At 53.0% G+C, this 16,429-nt stretch carries 15 protein-coding genes and 2 pseudogenes; 7 read left to right on the forward strand and 10 right to left on the reverse strand.

The window, feature by feature from the left end:
• The first annotated feature begins 51 nt into the window (after positions 1 to 51).
• Complete coding sequence (locus AC286M_RS20175; RefSeq protein ID WP_488206100.1) at positions 52 to 1,029, forward strand: hypothetical protein; 978 nt, start codon at positions 52 to 54, stop codon at positions 1,027 to 1,029.
• Positions 1,030 to 1,138: 109 nt separating this feature from the next.
• On the opposite strand, the gene istB is transcribed toward AC286M_RS20175, so the two are convergent.
• Positions 1,139 to 1,936 carry an IS21-like element helper ATPase IstB gene (istB, locus tag AC286M_RS20180; protein WP_488203569.1) on the reverse strand — a complete coding sequence of 266 codons (798 nt, stop codon included), beginning with the start codon at positions 1,934 to 1,936 and terminating at the stop codon, positions 1,139 to 1,141.
• Positions 1,937 to 2,315: 379 nt separating this feature from the next.
• Positions 2,316 to 3,428 (reverse strand): annotated as a pseudogene (gene istA, locus AC286M_RS20185) (IS21 family transposase); the annotation flags it as partial.
• Between the two features lie 113 nt (positions 3,429 to 3,541).
• On the opposite strand from istA, the gene AC286M_RS20190 reads away from it, so the two are divergent.
• Positions 3,542 to 3,805: a hypothetical protein gene (locus tag AC286M_RS20190; RefSeq protein ID WP_488206101.1), complete on the forward strand. Its 264-nt coding sequence runs from the start codon at positions 3,542 to 3,544 to the stop codon at positions 3,803 to 3,805.
• A gap of 89 nt (positions 3,806 to 3,894) precedes the next feature.
• Here the strand turns inward: AC286M_RS20190 and AC286M_RS20195 are convergent.
• A pseudogene (locus tag AC286M_RS20195) lies at positions 3,895 to 4,682 on the reverse strand (SDR family oxidoreductase).
• A 14-nt stretch (positions 4,683 to 4,696) separates the two neighbouring features.
• Complete coding sequence (locus AC286M_RS20200) at positions 4,697 to 4,921, reverse strand: hypothetical protein (protein ID WP_488206102.1); 225 nt, start codon at positions 4,919 to 4,921, stop codon at positions 4,697 to 4,699.
• A gap of 164 nt (positions 4,922 to 5,085) precedes the next feature.
• Here AC286M_RS20200 and AC286M_RS20205 point away from each other — a divergent pair, with 164 nt between their 5' ends.
• The 4 genes from AC286M_RS20205 to AC286M_RS20220 are packed head-to-tail and all read left to right on the forward strand — an operon-like array spanning position 5,086 to position 7,858.
• Positions 5,086 to 5,646: a DUF305 domain-containing protein gene (locus AC286M_RS20205; protein ID WP_488206103.1), complete on the forward strand. Its 561-nt coding sequence runs from the start codon at positions 5,086 to 5,088 to the stop codon at positions 5,644 to 5,646.
• 22 nt (positions 5,647 to 5,668) lie between these two features.
• The gene (locus AC286M_RS20210) at positions 5,669 to 6,574 is read left to right on the forward strand and encodes a TIGR02587 family membrane protein (protein ID WP_488206104.1); all 906 of its coding nucleotides are present in this window, start codon (positions 5,669 to 5,671) and stop codon (positions 6,572 to 6,574) included.
• Positions 6,571 to 7,011, forward strand: a complete 441-nt coding sequence (locus AC286M_RS20215) for a TIGR02588 family protein (RefSeq protein WP_488206105.1) — start codon at positions 6,571 to 6,573, stop codon at positions 7,009 to 7,011. The genes AC286M_RS20210 and AC286M_RS20215 overlap by 4 nt, the downstream gene beginning before the upstream one ends.
• A gap of 46 nt (positions 7,012 to 7,057) precedes the next feature.
• Positions 7,058 to 7,858: an AI-2E family transporter gene (locus tag AC286M_RS20220; RefSeq protein WP_488206106.1), complete on the forward strand. Its 801-nt coding sequence runs from the start codon at positions 7,058 to 7,060 to the stop codon at positions 7,856 to 7,858.
• 14 nt (positions 7,859 to 7,872) lie between these two features.
• Here the strand turns inward: AC286M_RS20220 and AC286M_RS20225 are convergent, their stop codons facing one another.
• Entirely contained in the window at positions 7,873 to 9,912 is a 2,040-nt protein-coding gene (locus AC286M_RS20225) for a serine hydrolase domain-containing protein (protein WP_488206107.1), read from the reverse strand.
• 92 nt (positions 9,913 to 10,004) lie between these two features.
• The gene (locus tag AC286M_RS20230) at positions 10,005 to 10,946 is read right to left on the reverse strand and encodes an SDR family oxidoreductase (RefSeq protein WP_488206108.1); all 942 of its coding nucleotides are present in this window, start codon (positions 10,944 to 10,946) and stop codon (positions 10,005 to 10,007) included.
• A gap of 499 nt (positions 10,947 to 11,445) precedes the next feature.
• Between AC286M_RS20230 and AC286M_RS20235 the strand changes: the two genes are divergently transcribed.
• Positions 11,446 to 12,111: a hypothetical protein gene (locus tag AC286M_RS20235; protein ID WP_488206109.1), complete on the forward strand. Its 666-nt coding sequence runs from the start codon at positions 11,446 to 11,448 to the stop codon at positions 12,109 to 12,111.
• 32 nt (positions 12,112 to 12,143) lie between these two features.
• Here the strand turns inward: AC286M_RS20235 and topA are convergent, their stop codons facing one another.
• The 4 genes from topA to AC286M_RS20255 all read right to left on the reverse strand — a co-directional run bounded on the left by topA (position 12,144) and on the right by AC286M_RS20255 (position 16,321).
• Positions 12,144 to 14,336 carry a type I DNA topoisomerase gene (topA, locus tag AC286M_RS20240; protein WP_488206110.1) on the reverse strand — a complete coding sequence of 731 codons (2,193 nt, stop codon included), beginning with the start codon at positions 14,334 to 14,336 and terminating at the stop codon, positions 12,144 to 12,146.
• A gap of 76 nt (positions 14,337 to 14,412) precedes the next feature.
• Complete coding sequence (locus AC286M_RS20245; RefSeq protein ID WP_488206111.1) at positions 14,413 to 15,057, reverse strand: hypothetical protein; 645 nt, start codon at positions 15,055 to 15,057, stop codon at positions 14,413 to 14,415.
• Positions 15,017 to 15,742: a P-loop NTPase family protein gene (locus AC286M_RS20250; RefSeq protein WP_488206112.1), complete on the reverse strand. Its 726-nt coding sequence runs from the start codon at positions 15,740 to 15,742 to the stop codon at positions 15,017 to 15,019. The genes AC286M_RS20245 and AC286M_RS20250 overlap by 41 nt, the downstream gene beginning before the upstream one ends.
• On the reverse strand, positions 15,743 to 16,321 hold the full coding sequence (locus AC286M_RS20255; RefSeq protein ID WP_488206113.1) for a hypothetical protein: 579 nt from the start codon (positions 16,319 to 16,321) through the stop codon (positions 15,743 to 15,745).
• Positions 16,322 to 16,429: the final 108 nt, after the last annotated feature.

The raw sequence follows: 16,429 nt of genomic DNA on the forward strand, positions 1-16,429 counted from the left end.
CCTGGTTAGTAACTATAGTGCTGTTGAGAAGTATTTCAGGAATGATCGAGCGTGCAACTCAAGCCCATCAATGTTGGTCTATATGTTGCCCACTCGCCTGGCCTATCCCCTGGAAGGCTGGAGAGGTTTGCCCAGCAGTTGATTGACGATGTAGTCAGAGAGCTACGGCAGATTACCGATGTCGTCTGGAAGTTCCATCTGGATGATTCAATCAAGCTGGCCTCCGATGAGACCCTTTACCCATCGGATTTTCTCGACGAAGCCAGCGAACGCATGGTCGAAGGCCCCTTCGACATGGTGATTGTGCTGACTGATACTCGCCTGATTTCTCGTCGCCAGCGCATTGTGCCGGGGCTGGCTTCACCCATAGGGCATGTGGCGGTGATCTCTAAGCGCAAGTTTCTCACCACCCGCCGGGGGGTGCCCCGCCGCCGCCTGGAAGACCCCAGCGTGCGGTGGAATAGCGCCACCTTTTTGCTGCATTTGCTGGGGCACCTGCTGGAGCTGAACCACAGCCCCCAACCGGGAACGGTGATGGCCCCCTTCAGGTTTGTGGAAGACCGCTATGCGATCGCACCCATGCCAGAGCAAACCCGCCGTCAGTTTGATCGGCAGTCCCTGCAGTTCCATACCCGCAGGTATTACAAAGGCAATGTCATTGGTCGGCTCAAATTTTATCTGTCCAGCGTAGTTCGTCACCCGGGCGAAGTGCTGCGCCCCCTGGTGAAAAACCGCGCCCTGCTGCTGCCCCTGGCCCTGCCCAGTCTGGTGACGGCGGCGGTAGCACCCGCTGTTATCCTCGTGTTCACCGCTGAGATCTGGGACGTGGGGCTGAGCATCCGCCCGGATGCAGTGTGGATATCGCTGCTGGTGACCATTGTGGCCTCCGCCTGGTATCTGACCCGGGTGCAAAACCTGTTCTTTCCCCACGACGAAGATCAGCAGTTGATTACCGAGCAGATTGCCCTGGTGAATGTGGCCATCTTCCTGACCATGCTACTCGTATCAAATGTCAAGCTTTTGGCGTGACGCGACAGCTAGATAGGCGAATCCGTCAGTTGAACCGTTGCCGATGAATAACGGAATGAATAATCGATCATAGCTGTCACGACAGCTATGATCGCTGACCAAATGAGGATTAAGCCTGAGATGAAGCGTGAGCGGAGCGCGTCGCGGCCGACCGTTTGCGATAGCTATCGGCCTGCATTTCAACAATCAGAGCATGATGAACCAGCCGGTCGACAGCGGCAACGGTCATCATGGTGTCGGCAAAGACAGCGTCCCACTGACTGAAGGGCTGGTTCGCGGTAATGAGCAGACTACGCCGCTCATAGCGATGAGCAATCAACTCAAAGAGGACAGAAGTTTCGGCTTCTGACTTTTTGACATAGCCGAGATCATCAATCACCAGCAAGTCAAAGCGGTCGAGTTTCTTGAGCAAAGCGGGCAGTTGCAGTTGTAATTTAGCCTGCTGCAACTGCTGAACCAAGGTGGTTGCGGCAAAGAACTTAGCCCGCTTGCCCAGTTCCACAATGGCGCGAGCGATCGCAGTTGCTAGATGGGTTTTACCCACGCCAGAGGGGCCAAAGATCAAACAGTTTTCGGCTCGCTCCAACCAGCGGGTGTCGGTGGTCAGTTGCATCAAAGGAGCCGGATTGAGCTGGGGAAGATGGTCCCACTCAAAGTTGGAAACCGTTTTGGCCGGGGGCAGTTGGGCCTCTTGTAGGGCGCGTTGGAGGCGCAGGCTCCAGCGCCGCTCCACCTCCAATTCGCACAGTGCCAGCAAGAATTGAGCGTAAGACCACTGGTCTTGCATGGCTTGATGTTCGAGGCTTTCCCAATGCTGGAGCATGTGAGAAAGCCGCAGTTGTTTGAGGTGCAGACTCAGGCTCTGGTAAGGACTGATCGGTGGCGTCGGCTCGGAGGAGTTGGTCATAGTCTTGGAGGTTATGTTGTTGCACCTGGATGTTCGGCAGGACGGACTCGCTCAGGAGTTGAAAGTGTTGACGCAGCGCGCTCAGCGTTACTGTGCCAGCGGCTAATTGCGCGTCTAGATACTGAGCCACTGCCGCTTCTCGGTTTTGCGTAGCCGCAATGTAGAGTGCTTCAACCATTAACCGAGCGGCAGAATCGCGGTCAAAAGACGTCTCCAGTTGGTGCCATAGAGAGCGATAGTGGTCATTGGGCAATAAGTCGTGCTGCCATGTGCAGTAGAGGAAGGCGCGGGGTTTGCGCCTGAGACCTTCGATAACATGGCGATAGTTGACGCACCGGGCGCGCCGTTTATCGTTGGCCGTCACGCGCACCCGTGGCAGTTCCACCACCAACTGGCGCTCCAGGTAGCCACAGATGCGGTCATGATACAGATGCAGTTCGAGCTGACGACCAATTAACCGGGAGGGCACCGTGTAGAGGATGCAGCGCACGTCAATGGTGCTGCGCGTGCTCACGCGGGCGGTGAGGACTTCATAATCAGCCACCCGATGATTGGGCAGGGGCTGTAAATGCTTCTGCTCTTCGGTAAACTTGGCTTGGTGCTGCTGATTGAGCTTATCAACCGAAGCCGCAATGAACGCTTGATAGGCGGCCACATTCTCAAAGTCATGGCTGCCCCGCAGATACAACGCTTGGGTGATGCGGTTTTTCAGATGGCCATGCGGAGACTCAATCGCGCCATTCTCGTGAGCAATCCCTTTGTTATTGCGCGTCGGTTCTAGACGGTAGTGGTGGCACAGGTCATCATACAGGCGAGTCAACGGTTTGCGACCTGTGCCACCGGTATTGCGATAGGCGGCGCTCAGGCTATCGGTGCGATGCTCCTTGGGGGCTCCACCACTGGCAAACAGCGCATTCTGCAACCCTTCCGATAAAGCGATAAAGCTCTCGCCCCCTTGAATCACTTGGGCATAGCGCCAACCGCTATAGGCCAAGCGGTAGTGGTAGAGCAGATGCTCAAACGGTTGACCGTTAATCGTAATCTCAACGCCTTTGAGTTCCGTGAAGTCGGAGATGCCCATCACCCCAGGCTCGTGGCGTAGTTCAAACATCACTTCCGGTGCTTCACCATACAATGCTTTCCACGTTTTCACTCGCCGTTGCAGGGTGCGCAGCACTTGCGGATATTGACCCGGATAGCGCTCTTGTAAGTACTCGAACAACGTCATTGGCTTCAGTCTTGGCTCACGCCGCAACATCGGTTCCAATTCGTCTTCCCATACCCCAGCTAACGGGTCGGCGCTGGTGCGCCAATCCCGCAAGCGACCTCGATTGGGTTGATGCGTCCCTGCTTCAATTCGTTGACCGGTTCGGTCTGAAAAGTCGGCAATCGCAGCTGCATCACTCTGCGTTAGGCCGAGCTCTCGCGCTTTCTTATACACTTTGATTTGATAACTTTGAATAGTTTGTTTGGGCACTGGTGGCTTCCCCACATTCTTGGGAGATGCCTCTAGTGTCTTTTTCTATGACGACAACTGGAACAGGTGATAAAAAATGGTGCTCTCTACCCGGCTGTGTAACTGTCGTCGGCAGGTCTCACCCGCCTATGTCATTGTCGTCTAATATACTCGCCATCAGCGGCCTGTTTATTATGGTGACGCTGTTGATGCTGCTGGTGGAGACCTACATTTTTCCGGCAGGGTTGATTCGTACCTGGCCCACCCTGGAAGATCCGGTGGTGGATTTGGGTGACAAAGTGCGGCTGGCCGTCTTCATCAGCACCATTGGCACCCTCACCGGAGCCCTGGCTGGGGGGCTGGAAAGCCGGGCGGTAATTCGTCACCTGGCGTTGTTTTTGGATGAGCCCTGAATAGCCCCTTTGCCCCGCCGATGCTCCCAATACGGTTGCCCGTGCTTTGTCACAACGATTGGAAAAGCCATAAGCCCGATGGCGAATGGCTACAGCATTTGTACCCCGCCGCTGACCGGCAGGTAGGCTCCGGTGATAAAGTTAGCTGCGTCCGAGGCCAATAGCAGAATCGCACCGGCAACATCTTCTGGCTGGCCATTGCGCTTTAAGGGCACCATTTGCGCCGAAGAGTCTTTGTATTCCTGGGGCAGCCGAGCGGTGGCATCCGTCAGGGTTAAACCGGGGGAAACGACGTTGGCTCGAATGCCGTGGGTCCCAGTTCCAGGGCCAGGCTTTTGATGAAAGCATCCAATCCAGATTTGGCGGTGCTGTGGGCAACGAATCCTTCCCCCGGATGGCGCGATAGCCCACTGCTGACGGCAATAATGGTGCCGCGCCGATGTTTGATCATGGCAGGCACAACCGCTTTGCAAGGGAAGAAAGCGCCTTTCAACTCGCCCAGTAGCTTGGCTTCAAAGTCTTTCCAGCGATAATCCACAAAGGGTGCCATGGGGAAATTGGCATTGGCATTGATCACCAGGGTGTCAATGGCTCCCAGGGAGTCTGTAACCTGCTGCACCATCGCATCCACCTGGTGCGGGTCGCGCACATCGGCTTTAACGGCCACAGCCCGACCCCCACTGGAGGTAATGGCCTGAACCACATCCTGGGCGGCGGCTTCACTGGCGTAGTAGTTCACCCCGACCGCTGCCCCGTGTTGGGCCATGAGTTTGGCCGTTGCTGCGCCAATGCCACGACTGGCTCCGGTAATTAAAACGATGCGAGCGCGCAGCAATGGGCCAGCATTTGAAACCTGTTTAGACGGTGTTGCAACCATAATATTTTCCTCAGTTATACCTGTTGCTTTTTGACCCCTGTGCCGTAGGATTCTGTGTACTCCTGCGACACATCATCAATGATTTCCTCATCCTGGGTGTCATCTTCAATGGGGATATTGGCGTTGTGAACGGCGGCATCCAGGTCTGTTTTGTCGGTTGTGCTCAGGTGAGCCGTTTCTGCATCGTGAGTGATGGGCTCGTTGCTGCTGGGGCGGGTTGGTTCGGTGTTGGGGGTCATGGGAAGAGGTTTAATTCATCTGGTTATGGCAGACTAACTAAATTTTGGGTGTCATTAATCTGTTAATAGTCAGATGAAGAGCGGTAGCTTTAACCGTAGGAGCGAGGCGGGACCTTCAGCCAAAGTCCTAACATGCAAGAGTGGCACTGTAATGGAGAAGCGTTATGCATCAACAGAAACAAATGCCAGGAATGGGCTGGGGCCGATTTGCGGCGATGATCGCGACCTCAACGTTCATCATGTTCTTCTTGATGTATCAGCTCATCTACTCCCTGGATCACGCCTTGTTTAGCGTGAATCGTCTGATTTCCTCCTTCATCATGGGGTGCGTGATGACCGCTGTGATGCTTTCCTTTATGTGGTCGATGTACCGGGGAAAAGGCACCAAAATCGCAGTGCTCGGTTCAGCGATCGCCCTCAGCTTGATTCTGCTCTCCGTCAATAGAGCTCAGGCGGTGGTTGGAGATGTCACCTTTATGAAGTCGATGATTCCCCACCACTCCATCGCCATTAACAGTTCGCGGAAGGCCAGCATTAGCGACCCGCGCGTTCGCGAGCTGGCCGATGAAATTATTGAGGCGCAGGTCCGGGAAATCGCGATTATGCAGGCGCTCCTGAATGATATTGCGGAGAACGGAGAACGGGGAACGGCGGAGGATCTTCCCCCTCGTTCGACCGAAATCACCCCCGCAATGGAGCGTGAGATTAGAGAAGCAGTGCAGTAAATAGGCGTTTTGGTTTGAGGCCATGAGTAAGCCTCATCAGGTTCATCACCCGTGGGCCGATGAATTTGAGGATATTATCCGGGGGGTATCGGGAGGATTTCTGTTTGGCACTCCCCTACTCTACACCATGGAAGTTTGGTGGGTTGGCACCTACATTGCCATGGCGCGGGTGCTCCTGGCCATGGTTTTAACCTTTGCCCTGGTGTTCATGCTTAATCAAACCGCCGGTTTTCGCAAAACCAGCGTGGTTCACTGGCATGAGGCGGCTATGGATGCGGTGGAAGCGATGGCTATTGGGATTCTTTGCGTCGGGGTAATTCTATGGTTACTTCAGATCGTGACTCTGGAAACGCCGCTGAACGAAATGCTGGGCAAGCTGATCTATGAAAGTATGCCGTTTGCCCTGGGGGTTGCCCTGGGGAATCAATTTCTTAGCGAACAAAAAGGACGAGAAGAAAAGGCAACGAAGGACAATAATTCGCCCCAGAAAGATTCCCGTCAGAAAGGGTCACAAAAAAACAGCAATGAACTTCATGAGACCCTTTCCGATGTGGGCGGAACTCTGATCGGAGCCGCCATTATTGCTTTGAATATCGCCCCCACTATGGAAATACCAAGGCTGGCAGCTAATGTAAACATGCCGGGCATCCTCGGTACCCTGCTGCTGTCTTTGCTGATCTCTTACGCCATTGTGTTTATGGCAGGTTTTGCCAATCAACAAAAACGACAGCAGCAGAAAGGGATTTTTCAGCAGCCGTTGAGCGAAACCATGTTTGCTTATCTAGTTTCCCTGGCGGCGGCGTTAGCCATGCTGGTGTTCTTTGATCAGCTGGGGAACCTGGACCCCTGGCCAGTGTGGCTCAGCCATACGATTATTTTGGGCTTACCCGCTGCCATTGGCGGGGCGGCGGGGCGGTTAGCCGTATGAACCAGCAGCAGCAGAAACCCTCGGCTCAAGCCCCAGCTTCAGGTCAGGAAGAAAAACAACGCGATCGCAATTTGGCCCAGTGGGTGTCATTTGCGATCGCATCCCTGATTGTTAGCATTATTGCCGGACTGGTGATGTATCGCTGGGCAACAGGAAGCACCCAACCTCCTGTGATTGTGATTGAGCAATCCGGCCAGATGCGGCAAGAAAACGGGCAGTTTTACATTCCCTTTGAGGTTTCAAATACGGGTGGAAAAACCGCCGCCGCCGTTCGGGTGATCGCTGAGCTGGAGGAGCAGGGGATGCTCGAACAAACCCGAGAAGTGGAGATTGATTTTCTGGCGGGAGGGGATACGGAAAGGGGAGCGTTTGTCTTTACCGAAGATCCTCGGGAGGGGGACCTGGTTCTGCAGGTGGGCAGCTATAAAATGCCTTAGGAGTTGAGTTTCCTCTAAACCCCACTAGAAATAGACGGTCGTCATAATGATCAAGAGCTTAACCCCTGAAGCTTCAGATCGGTTACTCAGATGGCTATCACGATTGCAAAATTTTCTCCCTGATGAATTCTCTCAAATTCAAAACTTGAATGATTTAATCATAGGGATAGAAAACTTTTTGATAGATAGAATTGGCAATATCTATCGTGTATTTTCCAATATTTCCTCCGCTGTTTTATCTGCTTTGTTTGCCCTGGCATTGATTGTTATGATTTTAATCAACCCTGCCCCTTATCGTCGAGGATTTATCTGCCTTTTCCCCACCTTTTATCGTCAACGGGTAAATGAGATTCTGACCCAGTGTGAAACGGAGCTTGTGGGGTGGGTTACGGGCACATTAATCGATATGGCTGCCGTTGCAGTCGTCAGTTTTATCGGCCTGTGGGCTCTGGGAGTTCCCCTGGCGTTAGTCAACGCGCTGTTAGCGGGTCTGTTCGAGTTTATCCCCAATATTGGTCCCTTTCTGAGTGTGTTTCCACCCGCTGCCGTTGCCCTAGTCGATGCCCCCTGGAAAGCGATTGCTGTTATTATTTTATATTTCTTAATTCAGCAGTTGGAAGCCTATCTCCTGCTTCCCTTTGTTATGAAAAATAGAGCTTCCCTTCTGCCAGCCGTAACTTTATCTGCTGTAGTCATCTTTGGCACTTTTTTCGGGTTCTTAGGGGTATTTTTGGCTGTGCCGCTGATTATTATATCAAAAATTTGGATCAGGGAAATTGTTGTAAAGGATATTATGAATGATTGGAATCAGCAGGCTCACCCCAAAATTGAACGTCAAGCTGAATAATCAGCGATAGGAGCCTAAAACTGAAATCCCAGTACGCGCCAATAAACCAACACTGCCGCAAACGTTACTGCCGCCAGGGTCAGCAGCGTGTAATGCCAGCGACGGGCCGTTGACCAATCCCCCCTGATCCAGACCAAAAGAGTAACCACAACCATAATCAGGGTTAACAGGGTTGAGATAATGGGTAGCCCCAAAAAGCCGATGCCAAACCAGGGCATGCCATAGGCCAACCGCCAGACCCCATATAACCAGAGGGTCAGGGGAAAGCCGATCAAAAAGACCAGATTCAGCAGGCTGGCCCAGCCCGCGACCTTCCAGACTTGAGGGGTCTGCAGGGGAATGGCGAAGGGCTTACCCCGCATCTTCCGCAGGGCCGGGTGCAGGGGCCAGACCCACAGGCCGCTGAGAAACAGCAGGAACGTTACAGCCATAATCCCAGCGTGGAGCCAGATGTTTTCGTACCAGGCAATCCTGGCGTAGGTGGCCATTTTCGGAAAAATGGGGTTGTAGGCGTAGAGAATGTTGCCATCCTCATCGGCTTCGAAGGCTGTTAGAGTGGCTTCTTCGCTGCCCTGACCGGGTTGCACAAATAGCAGCGGCTCCAGCGGTTCCAGGGGTCTAGCAGAGCGATCGCGTCGAAAGAACAGGGATGGCTGAATTTCCAGACCGGTATCGGTGCGGCGAATGTGAATTTCCTGGTACGGGCCGGAGAGTTTGGCAACGGTGTGGCGGGGATATTCCAGATCGCGGTAAGTGCCGGTAAATCTACCTAAATCTAATTCCGCCGGATCGACCGTTGAGGGCACCGATTCTGCCTCAGGTCGTTCTGACCTGGGGGGAAAGTAGCGGTCGAAAAATTGCCGCAGCAGCTTGCCGTGAATGCCGCTATAGCTATTGGAGACGATAAAAATGCCAATGTTCTGCTTGGGCATCAGGGTCAGCGAGCTGGAGTAGCCCCGCAGGCTGCCCAAATGGCCGATGGTCTGAAACCCATTGATGCGCCGTTCGCGGAATCCGTAGCCCGTGCCCGGTAATTTGGGGTGGGGGCGAAACTGAATGCGGTGCATGGTTGCGATCGCATCCGGCGGCAAAATCGAGGCCCCTTCATACTGCCCCTCCTGCAGCTGAGCAATCATGAAATGGGCCATATCCATAGCGGTACTGCTCAGGGCAGCAGCCGGGCCGATGTTCAGAAACAAATAGGGCACCGGCTGAAAGTGATCCCCCTGGTTTTGGTAGCCGGTGGCCAAGTCTTCCTGGTAGGGCGGCGGTTGGGCAAAGCTGCTGCGGTTCATCTCCAGGGGGGCCAGAATATGGTCGTGAATGTAGTCGATAAAGGGTTCGCCCGAAATGCGCTGCACCAGATACCCCAGCAGCGCAATCGAGTGGCTGGAATAGCTGAACAACTCCCCCGGTGGATAGACAATGGGCGGCAGGTGGTCAGCCAGGTAGTCTTCTAGAGGCTGGAGTTTGGCTTCGGTGTCTGCCGCCAGGCCAATGCGGCGCTTGGTGGACCCGTCTGTATGGGTGAGCAGCTGGGCAAAGGTGACGGGTTCGAGGAAGGGGTTTTCCAGCTCTACAGCACTGCCCAGGTAAGGGGCAATGGGTTCCTTAAGATTAATCAGCCCCTCCTCCTGGAGCTGCATGATGGCGGTGATGGTGAATAGCTTCGAAATAGAAGCCACTCGAAACAGGGTTGTTTCAGCATCCACCGGAATTTTTCGGTCGATGTCAGCGTAGCCGTAGCCCCTGGCGAAGAAAATCTCTCCGTCTTTCACGACGGTGACGGCAGCGCCTGGAACATCCCCAGCCTTTGATGCTTCTGCAAAGACGTTATCCACCAGGGCTTCCAGATCTTGGGGATCGTCCAGGCCGGGGGCCACCGGAGACGGCTTTACCTGCGATGGCCCCAAAATCAGAGCGGGTTCCCCTTCTATCGCTAGGGGTACCGGCCCTGTTGTTTTTGCTATACCCGGCAATGTAAGCGTCAGAGACAGCAGCAAACCCAGGAGACCACAGCCAACTCGTTTTAATGCGGTCTTTAAAGGGTGCACAAGCGATTCTCCAGTCTCCTTCAGTACCTCTTTGACTATCAAAAAGTGGGGCAAGGAAAAATCTCTCGGCAGAAACAGGCGGAGGAGAGATTTTAGGGGTTGCCGCTACCTCCCGATGCCCCCAGCACCTGTCCGGTGGCGTAGCTCGATTCCTGGGAGGCCAGCAACACGTAAAGCGGGGCAATTTCTACCGGTTGACCAGGACGACCAATGGGGGCACTGCTGCCATAGTGTTCTATCTTATCCTGCGGCTGACCGCCGCTAACCTGGAGGGGCGTCCAGTAGGGGCCGGGTGCGATCGCATTAACCCGAATTCCCTTGTCCGCCACCTGCTTCGCCAGGGACTTGGTAAAGGCCACAATGGAAGCCTTGGTTTGAGAATAGTCGAGTAGGTTGGCGCTGGGATCGTAGGCCTGCACAGAAGTGGTATTAATGATGCTGGCACCGGGTTGCAGGTGAGGCAGGGCGGCTTTGGTAATCCAAAACATGGCGTAAACGTTGGTTTTGAAGGTGGCATCAAACTGCTCGGTGGTCAGATCTTGAATCGCATCCACCGACTGTTGCCGACCGGCATTATTGACCAGAATGTCGAGTCCTCCAAGCTGCTCCACCGCCTGCTCCACCAGCTGATGGCAGAAGGCTTCATCCCGAATATCGCCGGGGATAGCGGCGGCATTGCGGCCAGCGGATTGGATCAGTTCGATTACCTCACGGGCATCGGGGTCTTCCACAGGGAGATAATTGATGGCGACATCGGCTCCTTCCCGAGCAAAGGCGATTGCCGCTGCCCGACCAATGCCCGAATCGCCCCCTGTAATCAAGGCTTTTCGTCCCAATAGCCGTCCGGTGCCCTGGTAACTGGTTTCTCCATGGTCAGGGCGAGGGTCCATTTTGCTGGCCAGACCGGGAGGATCTTGGGGCTGTCGCGGAAACGGGGGATTGGGATACTGATTAACTGGATTACAGGGGGCAGCCTGATTGGGAATTTTCGAATTGAGGTTGGCTGGATTGGGAAGAGCCTGGGTAGGTGCCATAGGGGTTACCTGGAAAGTAGAGCGAGTCGGCAGGAAAGCAGCTTTATGCTGAGAGCCTGACCTTAAAAAACTTGCCCCTATCCTAAAAAGCCCGATCGGATACGACGTCTTTCCAATGAAGTATTCTCAATAGCCAGGATTTAAAGCAAATAATAAAAGCAATAGTCCGGACAATTTTCTGAATAAGCGCTGAAACCATTGATTTTTCGTTCACCTGATGGCTACAAAAGAAGGCTAAAATCCGCATTCTCTCGTTAAACCTCAAAAACTGTCCGGAGTGTTGTAAAAGGAGTTTTGCTTTACAGTCTTATCCTACTTTCGTTGATAAAGAATCATGATTTTGAAGTTTGATTTTAAGGTTTTTTGTCAGAAAGGAAAGATTCTGAGCAGATAATAGAGGCTGGTTTTATTGTGAAGCTAATTCGAACAGAACTTTTTAACATGGCTAAAGTAAAGCTTCTATGCAATCCGATTTAGAAGTTCTATATCTTCATGGGGATTGGAACAGTTGGGGGGATGTCTGGACTCGGCCAAGGATAAATTCATCGCCGAATTAGAAGAAAACATTTATAAAGATTTACCGATTCTCACAGTGCAAGAAACCTACCCTATGAAAGCTCAGACCCGTTTGTTTGATACAAAAGGTGGCAGCAGTCAACATGTTCCAAACCAGCTTTTGGTGCAGGTCCCTTTCCAGCCACAGATACAAACCAAAGGGAGAACGGCATCCAGGGGCTATGGCGATAGCACGACCTTTCTGTCTGTGGGGTTGTTCGTCTTTACGCTGGTGTTGTGTTCGATTCAATATTGGCGGGGGCGCAAAAAGAGCAAGCATCCTGAAGATGCTCATTCGTTCAGCCACTGTGCCCCCTGCTCAAAATGTCGATTCTTCAGCAGAAATCCGTATCTTGAATTCTGGCCTGTTGTATCCCATTCCTGCAAAGCGAGAAAACCCCTAACCAGTCTGCATAATCTGATCATCTATGCATTCCGAGCCCTACGGACAGGGCATGGTCATTACGGTACTGGAAGTACCGTAATGACCAGTTCAGAAAATCCATTCGCGATTGCTGTCAAAGCCTACAGCCACCCATACATGAACATAGTCATCTACACCAACGCAATTCCGAAAGGACTTCGAACAGATCACCGAAACCCTGTCTGAAAGCTAACTGTGCTGGATGTTGTTATTATCAGCTAAGTTTGAGGTTCCGGCAATTTCAAGATCCCGAACTTGGGTGACCAGAACTCCCCTCGGCTCTGGAAGTAGGCCACTTCCTTACACTTACTGCGCCGGTTGTCGAGAATCGAGCAGCGCAGCATCACTTTGTCCTGACCCTCTTTGGTGTAGCCATAGCGTTCCAGCAGTGCCCCACAGACCGGGCAGGGGTGATCTACAAACATCTCCGGGTTCAGAGCCTGCCCCTGAGCATGGGGCAGTTCATAGCGTTTGGCCTTGCTATTCCAAAACATCACCGTACTGCAACCCGCGCCTGAGCACTTGAGGAAGTGCTTGGCCTTCATTTTCTTAGAACGAGAAGGAACCTTGGTCATCGCCATGCCGCAGGTCGGGCATTGAGTTTGAGTCACTTGCCCCTTCGCGGGTTTTGTTTGAGAGCCAGGATTGTGCGCAGACGCCTTAGCCTGAGCGATCGCAATCGGCGACTGCTCAGCAAAGGTGGGCAGGGTCAGGAGTTGAGACTTGGCCTTAGAAATGGCAGGGGCAAAATAGTCCCGATTCCAGCCAATCAGGTACGATTGCCAGTCCTGCTCACCCGTTGCGATCGCATCCAGCGCCGTCTCCATCTGAGCCGTAAACTCGGGCTGGATCAAGTCCGGCAGCAGCTTTTCTAGCGCTCCATCCAGTTCTAGTCCTAGGATCGTCGGCTTCAGCTTGCCCTGCTCTAGCTCGACATACTCTCGCTGCCGCAGGGTTTTGATCGTCGGCGCATAGGTACTAGGCCGACCAATTCCCTTTTGCTCCATCAGCTTCACCAGCTTCGGTTCGCTGTAGCGCGGTGGCGGCTGAGTTTGCTTCTGATCGGCTTGGGCTTGGTCGAGCGTCAGGGCTTGCCCTTGAGTCAGAGCCGGCAACACCGAATCCGCGCTGATGTTATTCCAGTAGCGCGTGTATCCGGCAAACTCCAGCACCTGACCACGAGCTTCCCAGTAGGCTTCGCCGGACTGAGTGACGATCCGAGTTTTGCGTAACCGCGCCGGAGCACACTGGGAGGCTACCGCTCGATTCCAAATCAACTCGTAGAGCCGAGCCTCATCCGAAGATAACTCGCGCTGTAGCTGCTGAGGGAGATGGGCCACGTCCGTCGGACGAATCGCTTCGTGAGCTTCTTGAGAACCCTTTACCGCTCGATGCCGAGTGGTTTTGCGAGGCACATTGGTCGGGTCATGCTGCTGAAGATACTGACGCACTGACTCACAGAACGGCGCAGAGAGCACCACCGAATCGGTTCGCATGTAGGTGATGTGACCCTTTTCGTAGAGGGACTGAGCCACCTTCATCGTCTGCTCCGGGCTGAAGTGAAGCTTGGAGCCTGCCGATTGCTGCAACGTCGAGGTGACAAAGGGGGGCGGCGGTGACTGGCTGGTCTGCTTGCTTTCGATGTGCAGAACCTGATGGGGATGCGATTGTGCGATCGCAACTAGCTCATCGGCCCGTTCTTGAGTGGTGACCCGCTCCGATTCGGTGTCCGTGCTCTTATCCTCAGAATCCTTAGTCGATTTCCGCTGTGGCTTGGGGCTACTGCGATAAAAAGCTTTGAACCCCTCCCGGTACGTCACCCAAACGCTCCAATAATCCTGAGGGACAAACGCCTGAATCTCCCGCTCCCGCACACAGAGCAAATGGAGCGTTGCACTCTGCACCCGGCCCATCGACTTCGCCCCATTCTTCAAAGGCCAAACGACATGCCGACTGCCCGTGTAGCCCACCAGCTTATCGAGGCAATCGCGAGCCCGTCCGGCAGCCACGAGGTCTTGATTAAGGGTGCGGGGCTGTGCGATCGCATCTCTCACAGCTTGGGGCGTAATCTCGCTGTAGACCACCCGCTGTGGGTGCTTGAGCCGCAGCGCTTGTTGGAGGTGCCAACCAATGGTTTCGCCTTCCCGATCCGGGTCAGTGGCAATGTAGACGCAATCCGCCGTTTTAACTGCTTGCCGCAGGTCGGAGAGGACTTTCTGAGAGCGGGCATCGCGAGGCTGATAGCGACAGGTGATCGACGCGGCTCCCAAATCAAAGCCCAGAGCATCCTCGCCATCATTAGCTAACTCGCGCACATGTCCCATACTGGCCTTGATAATCCAGCCTGAGCCTAAAATCTGGCCCAGCTTTTTCAGCTTGCCCGGACTTTCAATCAGTAGCAGGTTTGGCATGGTTTCCTCAGTGTGCTCCTTGGATGATAGTACATCTGAATCTTTTGAGTAATGAAGTCGTTTCTCAAAGCGAAACCTATCCCTTTGAATCAATCCCCATGAGGTGTTCAATCCGCTGTAGCTTGATTTGCGACCAGGTCACCCGCTGCTTGATGAACTCTATCTCGCGGTATTGCCAGAGGCTAAGTCCCAGCAGGCTCACGGTCACGATACCGATAATAGTCGCCCTAAAGTTCCGCTTCAGGATGCTCTTTACTGGGTTTAGGCTTATCGACGGGAGCTTGGAATCCCCAGTCGATAAGCTCTTCAGCGTTATCCCCAAGGCTTGGGTAGTCTGCTGAATCCGCATCGTAGCCTGCTTGATCTGAATCAGCTCCGTCCCAATCGGGGTGTCGGGTGCCCATCTGCTCAAGGACGAGAGCGCTGTCTCGATTTGCTGCTGCAAGCCCAGCAGTTGCCCGTCGAATCCGTTCAAGTAGTAGATGAGCTTGCTGTAGTGCTGGGCTGAGCGCTGCTGCTCTTCCACCTGCTGGCTCAGTAGTTCCAGTAGTTGTAGATTTGTTTGAGTCCATTGCTCTACCTTTTCCTCTAAACGAGCATTGCCTCGGGCCACCAGTACAAGCGGATCGGATGGATCGATCCCCATCTGGGCGGCCAAGTTCATTAGGGCATCACTGGCCTCATCGAGTTTTGATTGGGGTAGGGCTGGAGATTGTGACATCGGTGATTCGTCCTGTGGATTCAAAGGCGGTGTACGCTTCTTTCAAAAAGCGCTTGACTTTAGTGCGGCTCATAGAAGGCAAATCAGCAGCGGCTCTGGCTTGAGCAAAGGTCCAGTTCTTTTTCTGTACCAGATTGGATTCCTGCCAAGGTAATCGGGGAAAATCAATGGTTTGTACCTTGTGGCGCTTCATGAGTTTGTTGAGATCAGTGAGAGATGTGAGTTCGCTCCAGTCATCACTAACGCCCCAATTTTTGACCAGGATGTGAGGAAAGTGCTCTCCGTGGCGCTCTAGAGCAATTTGAAACAGATTGAGCGATTCAAAGGTGCCGCTGGTGATAAACCAACGCACAAAACTCACACCTTCTTCGGCAGCATCAAACAGAGCCGCATCTAGCCAGGTATTTAAGGGTTGTCCAACCTGAGACGGCAGAGAAATAATGAGCGGTTTCTTGACAGCTAGGTCGCGCAATTGATCGGCTTGTGTTTGCCGTTCATCATCGCTGAAGATAGCGAACTGGAACGTCAAGTCACCATAGCGGTTGGCAACATCGGGGTTATAGCGATCGGCTTCGACGGGAATGAAATCAATGTTGTGGTCGAGGAAGTATTGGATGAGGGTGCTGCAGACAAAGCTTTTGCCCACACCACCCTTATCACCATCGATGAGATGAATACAGGCCATTTATTGTCTCCTTAAGTTGAATGACGACTGGATCTCAGATTGCGGTTTACGTCGAGGTTTTCCGGAAGTTTTCTGAGCATCGACCGAAGACGTATTATTGGAGTTTGCTGCGAGATCTAATGAACTTTTCTCAGAAGCTTTATTGACTGCTGAGGCTTCTTTAGCAGGTTCTTCTTGAATTTGATTTCTAGAATTTTCAAGAGTTACTAAAGGCTCTATCTCTGAGGTTGACTGCGGTCCTTCACGCTGATTTACGTTGGCTTTGGAAGTCTGCTTGTGCTGCTTTCGAGGCTTTGAATTCGATTGGTTGACTTTCTCATTTTTAGATGATTTTTCCATCAGCTCGAAATAGTATTGCCGAACGCTTGCAGCACTAATTTCAAGTTCTCCACCAGTAGCTTCTTGCAGCATGAGTGCAATCTTCTCCCAGCTCACCTTGTAGCGTCTAGCTTTGCTGATGGGCTTTAGCGATTTTTTGACAATTTCTTTCAAGGTGAAGTCTTCCTGCCAGCTCGCATCGACTGAACTCAGACGCTCATGGAAATCTTCGAGGGATTGCTTGTTGAACTTAAGAGCCACTGTACTAATCCATGCAGTGATTTTATCTTGCAGGATAGCTCTGATAATTTTGTAACTGTTATCAGCAAACTTTGTGACAATGTTGAGATAATTTGGGAAAGAGTAGTG

Source organism: Thainema salinarum CENA647 (assembly GCF_057732415.1).

Bases quoted from the DNA above. Each gene is read 5' to 3' on its own strand.
- topA (WP_488206110.1), bottom strand. From the start codon at position 14,336: ATGCCAAACCTGCTACTGATTGAAAGTCCGGGCAAGCTGAAAAAGCTG.
- AC286M_RS20200 (WP_488206102.1), bottom strand. From the start codon at position 4,921: ATGACCCCCAACACCGAACCAACCCGCCCCAGCAGCAACGAGCCCATC.
- AC286M_RS20205 (WP_488206103.1), top strand. From the start codon at position 5,086: ATGCATCAACAGAAACAAATGCCAGGAATGGGCTGGGGCCGATTTGCG.
- AC286M_RS20230 (WP_488206108.1), bottom strand. From the start codon at position 10,946: ATGGCACCTACCCAGGCTCTTCCCAATCCAGCCAACCTCAATTCGAAA.
- AC286M_RS20215 (WP_488206105.1), top strand. From the start codon at position 6,571: ATGAACCAGCAGCAGCAGAAACCCTCGGCTCAAGCCCCAGCTTCAGGT.
- AC286M_RS20190 (WP_488206101.1), top strand. From the start codon at position 3,542: ATGTCATTGTCGTCTAATATACTCGCCATCAGCGGCCTGTTTATTATG.
- istB (WP_488203569.1), bottom strand. From the start codon at position 1,936: ATGACCAACTCCTCCGAGCCGACGCCACCGATCAGTCCTTACCAGAGC.
- AC286M_RS20220 (WP_488206106.1), top strand. From the start codon at position 7,058: ATGATCAAGAGCTTAACCCCTGAAGCTTCAGATCGGTTACTCAGATGG.
- AC286M_RS20210 (WP_488206104.1), top strand. From the start codon at position 5,669: ATGAGTAAGCCTCATCAGGTTCATCACCCGTGGGCCGATGAATTTGAG.
- AC286M_RS20245 (WP_488206111.1), bottom strand. From the start codon at position 15,057: ATGTCACAATCTCCAGCCCTACCCCAATCAAAACTCGATGAGGCCAGT.
- AC286M_RS20250 (WP_488206112.1), bottom strand. From the start codon at position 15,742: ATGGCCTGTATTCATCTCATCGATGGTGATAAGGGTGGTGTGGGCAAA.